The following is an 8354-nucleotide window of genomic DNA, read 5'->3' as shown; positions in this document are numbered from 1 at the left end:
CACCGGGGATGCTATTTGAACTTTTTCATTTCAACCTTCGTACCTCCAACTTTGTCATTCGTACTTTTACTGATGCCCTACATGGCATCCGCATCCTGGAATAGTAAAACTATTACTCTGTTCATGCCAAGGGAATGCTTCGCTTTGCTTGGTATTTTCCCACCAGAATTCTCCACGCTCTTTAGCAGTATTTCCAATTTCATTCATAGTTGATGTGTCATATAAACGACCATTTACCATCGTATGGGTAACATTTTCAGTATCTCTAATATTCTCAAGAGGATTCCCATCAATGATAATCAAATCCGCAAGTTTACCTACTTTCAACGAACCAATTTCATCACCCGCACCTATATACTCAGCACCGTTAATTGTAGCGGCTTGTAGTGCTTGTAAATTGGTCATCCCACCTTGTTGTAACATCCACGTTTCCCAATGCGCTCCAAGGCCTTGTAACTGCCCATGTGCACCCATATTCACTTTTACACCTTTATTTGCTAATGCCGTTACCGTTTCAGACGTTAAGATATGACCATTTTGATATTCTTCATCAGGTATCATGGTACGGTGACGCGCTCTGGAATCTACTAAGGTGCGTGGTGTATACTTTAACAGCTTTTCATTCTCCCACACCTGATCATTTTGATAGAAATAGAATTCTCCATTCACACCTCCATAATTTACAATAAGTGTTGGTGTATACCCTGTATCACTCGCACTCCATAATTCCAATACATCTTTATACACAGGCGCTACAGGAATATTATGTTCTACGCCTGTATGTCCGTCCATAATCATGGTCATATTGGTATAGAATGTAGATCCACCTTCTGGTACGACATTAATTCCTAATTCGCGTGCCGCTTGCATCACTTGCTGGCGTTGCTCACGTCGTGGTTGGTTGTAACTCTTTACTGATTTTGCACCAAATGCTTTTGTACGACGGATCGCTGATCGGGCATCGTCTAAGTTATTAATTACCGCTTTAAAATCCCCATCAGCTCCATAGAGGATAAAACCCGTAGAGTAGAGGCGAGGCCCTACCATATTACCGCTTTTTAAAAGTTCACTTAACGTGAAAATCGTCTCTGTATTGGCACTTGGGTCATGTGAGGTCGTGACTCCAAAAGCAAGATTGGCATAAAATGGCCAATGTTTTTGAGAAGGTAATCCATAGCGGAAAGCCCCTACGTGGGCATGTGCATCTACCATTCCTGGCATAATGGTCTTTCCTGAAACATCAATCGTTTTGGCATCTGCAGGAATTGTTACATTTTGACCAATGGCTGTGATTTTATTATCCGTAATGACAATTGTTCCGTTTTCAATCACTTCATCTCCTTCCATGGTGATGATACGTGCATTGGTAAATGCAGTAACGCCTGAAGGTTTATCTGTTTTCGCTTTAAGCGAAATAGCAATTCCTGTTACATCCATTTCGGGTACTTTCTCTGGTGATCCCGGTAAGAATGTAAATCTGTTTTTAAGTTCGTTGGAGAAATACTGATCCCCCAATGTCCACATTACTTTCTGGCTGTTTGGTGACCAATGTAAATTGATACCAGCATCTTTTGCAATTTGAGATACAGGCACATATTTTGAATTGTTATCCAAATCAATTTTCTGCCCATTCATCACTAAAGGCGCTACAAAAGCCTTGTGAAGATTGGTATAGGCAATCCATTTATTATCTGGACTCGGCACTAATCTGTTGGCATATTTTGAAGTTACGTGTGTACGCTCGTCTTTTCCTTCAAGATTTACAGAAATCAAACTCTTGGTAAGGTTTCCAAAATACGTACCTCCTGTTTGTAAAAAGATACGCTTCCCATCGGCGCTATACATAGGGTACTCTCCGTTTTGCGTAATGAGTTTTGGCTGTTGCCCTTGCGTCAAGGTATAAATCCCTGGTTTTTTTGCAAAGGCCAATCCTTGATCTGTGTTGCGTGACTCTTTACGATAGATGATGGTGTTTCTCGCGCCTGCCCCGGCAGGTGAAAAAGCAGGAGTCCTATAAATCCCTTTTTCTGTCGTAAGCTTCTGTGAGGTCCCACCGTTGATAGAAATCGTGCGGATGCTTCCATAGTTTTCATCATTCCAAGTCACATAAATCAATCGCTGTCCATCTGCCGAAAAAGAAGGTTCAAACTCAAAATCTTCGTTTTGAGCCGTGATACGTTGTGGCGTTCCATTCGGTAGAGCTTTTTTGTATAATTTTCCAAGCGCACTAAACACTACTGTTTTTCCATCAGGAGATGTAGTGGCATGTCTGATCACTTTCACATCAAACTCCTCGGGAGCGACAGGCGATTTAAAATGTACTGTTTCTGCAATTTGAAGCGTTACATCTGCTGTAAACGGAATCACACTATGATTATAATTCTTGATATTGACTTTATTGATTTTTCCACCTGACCAGAATACGAGTTCTTCGTTATTAGGCATCCAATCAAAATTGGGATACACGCCAAAAATCGCCCAAGCCTCTTGTTGGTCTTTATTCAGGGCATCATACACAGGCCATTCTTCACCGGTTGTTAAATCATGAATATATAACACTGATTTGGTGCGAACACGCTTGATAAATGCTAACAATTTCCCGTCAGGTGACACTGTAGGGCGTGCAGCACCTCCAGGACCATTGGTGAGGGTTTGGATTTTTCCATCCTCAAAATGATAGCGTTGAATCACATAAATCTGCTTGTTCGGATCTTTGTTGTACTGGAAGAATCCCCCTGGATAAACATCTTCACTATAGTATAAATATTTTCCATCGGGCGAAACCGAAGGCTCATTTACATCTTGCTGATCGTTTTTACGTTTGGTGAGTTGCAAACCACTACCACCCGTATGATGATACTGCCACATTTCGCCAGCGCCTAAGGAACGCCCAGAGGTAAAGTGCTTACGTGCAATGAGGTATTGCCCATCGGCTGTCCAAGTGGCATTATTGAGCAATCGAAAGTTTTCTTTAGTGACTTGTTTGGCATTACTACCATCTGCATTCATTACCCAGATATTATCACCTCCGCCAGCATCACTTGTAAAAGAGATTTTCGTTCCGTCTGGAGAGAATCGAGGTTGAACTTCAAAGGGAATTCCTGTGCGAAGTGGGTTGGCTTTCCCACCTGTAATAGGCATGGTATAAATATCTCCCATGAGATCAAACACAATAGTTTTTCCATCAGGACTGACATCTAGATTCATCCAAGTTCCTTCATCTGTGGTAAAGGAATGTGGTTGGTAGTTAAAATCCTCTCCGGGATTGGCGACATCCCATTTGGCTTCTTTTTTGTCCTTATCTTTTTTGTTTTTCTTCTTTTTCTTTTGTGCCGTTGCCGGAATTGCAAGTGCTAATGCCATACAGGCAATGATGAATTTTTTGGTCATTATGGTTACTTTCATGATATAAAAATGAATGAACTTTACGATATCATTTCTCCTTCTGGAAGAAATAAAAATGAGGGAATATCACGCTAAGTACCGTTCATTTTAAATTAGGAACTAATAAGTTTCTAAGGTACGGAATTGGGTAGGGTAGGAGTGTTAAAGAGGTGTTAAGGAGAAACTGATAATGATCTTTAAAAAGATTTAGTTTTTAATTAATTGTAACTTGTTAATTTAATGATAATTAGTAATTTGCTTTATATCGATATTAAGAATAAATTGTATTATGAACATAAAACTTTTTATAAAGAAAGTTGAAGAAGAAATCGAAGATTTCTCAAGAGAAGAACAAGTAGCATTTGGGTGGCGTTGTGCAGTAAGAGCGGTACCATACTTAGGGAGTAAAGGACATTTTAACTATTGGAAAGAAAAAGACCGACAAAAGAATCTAAATATTGTTTTAAATAATTTAGATCTTAGTATATTTTATTTTGGGGATGCTAATGAAGTGAGTATTGATGCTATAAATCCTAGCCTCGATATCGATGATTCACTCTATGTAAATGCTAGTATTGCTACCCTTGTAGCTTTTAATGCTGCACGAAATGATGTTGCTCGCGCAGCAGCTGTTTTGATTAGTATTGATATGGAATTAAAATTACAAATTCTGGAAGATATTAGTGCAATTAAAATTGCTAAGAACCCTATTCTCGAAGTAGATTTTTATGATGTTATTTGGGTTAATTTTATAAAGGCTTTACTTGATAATGATTGTCATTATTGGGCAACTTGGTATACTAAGTTATTTGAGAATAATTTTCAATGTGATTTAGAGGAAATTAAACAACGTATCAACATTCCTAATTCCATAAAACAAAAAGGTGCTGCTGCTGTGGGACATTATATGGAAGACATCCTTAAAGGAGGAGGTAAACGTCTTAATGAAGCTCGAATTTTAATTTTAGGGGATAAAGGTGCTGGAAAAACCTGTGTGGCAAAGAAATTGATAGAACCTGCGGCCGCTATGACTACTCCAGGAGAAAGTACACCAGGGGTTGATACATCTACTTGGAAACTTCTAAAAGAAAATATGAATGTGAATATCTGGGATTTTGCAGGACATACGGTGACACATGCGGTACATCAATTTTTTCTTTCTGAACGATGTCTTTATATTTTAGTCTATAATGGTCGTACCGAAGATACGAGTCGTTTAGAATATTGGTTAGATCATATGAAGAATTATGGAGGGGATTCTGAAGCAGTTATTTTAGTGAATGAACGTGATACACATCATAATGAAATTCCGATTAATCGTTTAAAAGAACACTATGCAATTGCAGAAGTTTTTTATTTAAATGTAGCAAAAGATACACGGAAATTTAAAAAATTTCGAAAATATGTATCTGATTATATTATTACCAATCCGTCATGGGAAAATCAGCAAATTCCAAAGAGTTATTATAAGGTAAAAGAAGAGTTAGAAAAATGTTTTGCTAACAATAAAGATGGAAAAACACAAGAGCAAATTACAAAAGAAGCCTTTGATACTATAGCGGATAAACATCAAATAGATAATCCAGATCGTCTATTAGATGATTTACATGCTTTAGGGGTAAGTCTATGGTATAAAGGTATGGAACAGTACAATACTTTAATTTTAAATCCCGAATGGATTAGTGATGGGGTATATCAAATTATCAATTGGGTACATAACCAAAAAACTTATGAAATTGCATTAGCTGATTTTAAGAGAGTTTTTGCAGAAGAAAAAGAACGTTATCCTGCTGCACAGTATGGATTTTTGTTTGATTTAATTTTAAATTATGAACTAGCGTATCAGACTGACAAAGGAAAACGTTTAATTATACCTCATTTATTAAAAGAAGATCAACCAGATAGACTTCCTAGTTTTCAATTGGATGATAGTTTAATGCTAAAGTATAAAGCAGATCAGGCACTACCGCCACATACCATTTCTCGTTTTATTGTGAAACATAGTGATCAGATTAAAAAGCAAAGAAATATCTATTTAGTATGGCGTTATGGCGTGATTTTAGAAGACAGTAATGGTAATATAGCTTTAATACGTGAATGGGATCGTGCCATTGATGTCTCTGTCAAAGGACCTACGAAGACGGAATATATTAGTCAACTTCGAGAAACGTTAAATGAAATTTTTAACGGGTATAAAAGTAAGAGACCTGAATTGCAATATAATGTGACACCTTTTGGAGATGAATCACACCTTAAAGCATACACTGAATTACCAGAGCATTTTAGTAAACCTAAAGAAAATTGGTTGGCAGAACAACTCATATTATCGTATAAAGACAGAGGTCTAAATCATTATGATCCAATTTCAGATCAGAATATTGATATAAAGAAAATCTTAGAACATTTTGGTATTCCGCATAATCAAACCATTAATTTTATAAATAATCCCCAAACCGTAAATACAGGTGATCATGCAAATACACAAATTAATACGTTTAATTTTAAAGATTGTAATATTTCTTTGCAAGGCAATTTGAACGAACTAGCCTTTGAACTAGAAGCCAATGGACAAAATGAAGTTGCCAAAGAACTTGAAATTGCGGCTAAAGCATTAGAAAAAGTTGAGAATGAAACAGAGCCTGATCAAATTAAGAAAAAAGGCGTTTGGAATCGTTTAAAGCGAACTATTACCAATCTAAATGATGAGAAATCTACTTTACATCAAGCGGTTAAACTTTTAAAGAACGGGAAGGCACTTGTAAAAGGAATAATGGAAACGTATGAAAAAGTAAGTCCGTGGATAGAACAAATGACTCAGTCCTAAAAATATTTTGATATGTCAAGCTGAACTTGTTTCAGCTTCTCATTACACTGATAACTCACATTATGAGATTCTGAACTGAATTCAGAATGACAAAAGAATAGTCATTTCGACAAAGCGTAGCGCCGAGAAATCGCACAAGCAGCTCAACTTCGATTTTGATTTCATAACGGCTTACTATTATGCGATTTCTCGTCACTCATGCTTCGTTCTGTCGAAATGACTTTATACGTTTTTATATACGGACTTCGACAAGCTCATCCTGACAAATGGATGCATACTATGAGATTCTGAAATGAATTCAGAATGACGAATACAAACCAAAAGACCTCTAACTATCCATAGTTAGAGGTCTTTTTACTGTAATACATTAAAAACGTTAACTCGTAGGTGGTACTACAGATGGATCATCCATGACATATACAGCAGTTGCTGCACTACCTTGTTCGGCATCACTATTTATGGTTTTCGCGGAAGCGGTATCATTAGCTTTAATGGTATTATAAGCATCTTCTACCGTTTTTCGATACACGAAATTTGGGTTGTCTGCAGCATGTATTAAAAAGCAACGCGATTTGTTAGGTGCATTTTTACCTTTATTAGGACCGTTGTAATACGTACAATTTGTATATAGTTGTGGTCCGTTTTGATTTGCAGTCAATACATTAAGCGTAGTTCCTCGTATGTATTGCTCAGTTAGGTCAACATCAGAGTTGGTTGCTTGATTTGCTTTATTGCTTTTTTCTATCATATAGATAGAAGAAATAATGCCAGTACGATCATGACCATTACAGCAATGGACATAATACACCACAGGTAAGGTTACTTCTGTATATGGTACTTTAAAGTTTTGTTGTGTATGTACCATTTTATACAATTGCTTCGCATGCGCAAGATCATAATTGTCTTCACCAGGTTGTACTTGCCAGAGATACATGTGTGCATAGATGCTACCATCTTTTATGGCGGTAGGTGTTGTTAAAGGATCGGCAGGATATGACGTTGTAGAATTCGGGAGATTATTATCTATGATCTCTTTTACATTGGTGCCTGCTTTAATTTGTTTTTGTATTGCTTCTTGAGTACTCTGACTACCATAGGATCCAATACTAGAGGCTATTTCATAGGTTTCTGAAGCTTCACTTAAGAGCGCTACTTCGCATAAAACATATTCTCCGATATTGGGAAACGGTTTATAAGTAGTCACACCTTTGGCTTGAAACTCATATTGCTCCTTCATATAATTATGTAGGGTTGTAAAATCAATAGGTTGATCATGTCCTGCTAAAGGAGAGTTTCCTCTAAAAAGCATATTACCGGTTGTGCTCACATCGAGCAAGTATACCATCTGTTTATTTAATGTTTCAGGACCAGCTCCTGTATTACCTGTAGGCGGTACTATAGGTAAGGTACCACTATTTCCAGAGGCAGGAAGAATAGTTGAACCTTGTTGTTCCCAATAGGTGGTTCCGGATAGTTTAAAAGTGATGGTAAAAGAAGCTGTCTTTAGTTCGGTACTTTTTGGATGAGGTATATCATGGTAATATTCTATCTCCACATGGGCAGTAGAGTAAGGTTCTGTATTGTACACATAAAACGTAACAGCTGTTGGAGCGACGCTATTGCTGCCACCAGTAGCTTCTACACTATTTACGTGTGTGCCATCTTCTGTTAAAGAGAAGTAACCTGCAGCTTGATTGGTTATTGTTGCACTTTTGATTTTAACGCCTGGCGCTAGTAGGTATTGCCTACTTAAAGGTTTTGTTGTTGACATGGGGTCATGTTTTAGTGGTTCGTAATAAAGAGATTACAGCTATATAAATAGCTATATATCAATCATTTTCTTCATCTAAATATCGAAATTGATTTTAAAGTTCAGAGAGAAAATAGCATGAGACGCTTAATCTTTAGAATGAGAACGAAGTTTTATGGTATGAGTTTTTGATAGCTCATAAACAGTGACATAAACTAAGTTACCTGAAAGATGACTAACATAAGTCTATTGTCATTAACCTCTTGTCGAAGGGCTCTTGATAAGAAAAACTTCGACAAGCTCAGTTTGACAATGTGTAGTCATTTCTGTAAAGGTTACCTAATTCGTTGACAGTTTTGATTAAATTTATTAGGTGCTAACCCGTCTAAGCTTTGA

At 37.1% G+C, this 8354-nt stretch carries 3 protein-coding genes; 1 reads left to right on the top strand and 2 read right to left on the bottom strand.

All coding sequences use genetic code 11. The features are described from left to right. Nucleotides 1-66: 66 nt before the first annotated feature. Complete coding sequence (locus Q1A01_RS23285) at nucleotides 67-3405, bottom strand: amidohydrolase family protein (RefSeq protein WP_299685879.1); 3339 nt, start codon at nucleotides 3403-3405, stop codon at nucleotides 67-69. A 268-nt stretch (nucleotides 3406-3673) separates the two neighbouring features. Here Q1A01_RS23285 and Q1A01_RS23280 point away from each other — a divergent pair, with 268 nt between their 5' ends. Then, nucleotides 3674-6208 carry a COR domain-containing protein gene (locus Q1A01_RS23280; RefSeq protein WP_299685876.1) on the top strand — a complete coding sequence of 845 codons (2535 nt, stop codon included), beginning with the start codon at nucleotides 3674-3676 and terminating at the stop codon, nucleotides 6206-6208. Between the two features lie 376 nt (nucleotides 6209-6584). Here the strand turns inward: Q1A01_RS23280 and Q1A01_RS23275 are convergent, their stop codons facing one another. Further along, a complete protein-coding gene (locus Q1A01_RS23275) occupies nucleotides 6585-7979 on the bottom strand; it encodes a hypothetical protein (RefSeq protein WP_299685873.1) in 1395 nt (464 codons plus the stop codon). Between the last annotated feature and the right edge of the window lie 375 nt (nucleotides 7980-8354).

It is taken from the genome of uncultured Dokdonia sp. (genome assembly GCF_947492815.1).
Lineage (GTDB): Bacteria > Bacteroidota > Bacteroidia > Flavobacteriales > Flavobacteriaceae > Dokdonia.
The sequence above is the reverse complement of the archived record's forward strand: the minus strand, read 5'-3'. Positions and strand labels throughout refer to the sequence as shown.

Coding starts and splice junctions, on each gene's coding strand:
- Q1A01_RS23285 (WP_299685879.1), bottom strand. CDS start 3,405: ATGAAAGTAACCATAATGACCAAAAAATTCATCATTGCCTGTATGGCA.
- Q1A01_RS23280 (WP_299685876.1), top strand. CDS start 3,674: ATGAACATAAAACTTTTTATAAAGAAAGTTGAAGAAGAAATCGAAGAT.
- Q1A01_RS23275 (WP_299685873.1), bottom strand. CDS start 7,979: ATGTCAACAACAAAACCTTTAAGTAGGCAATACCTACTAGCGCCAGGC.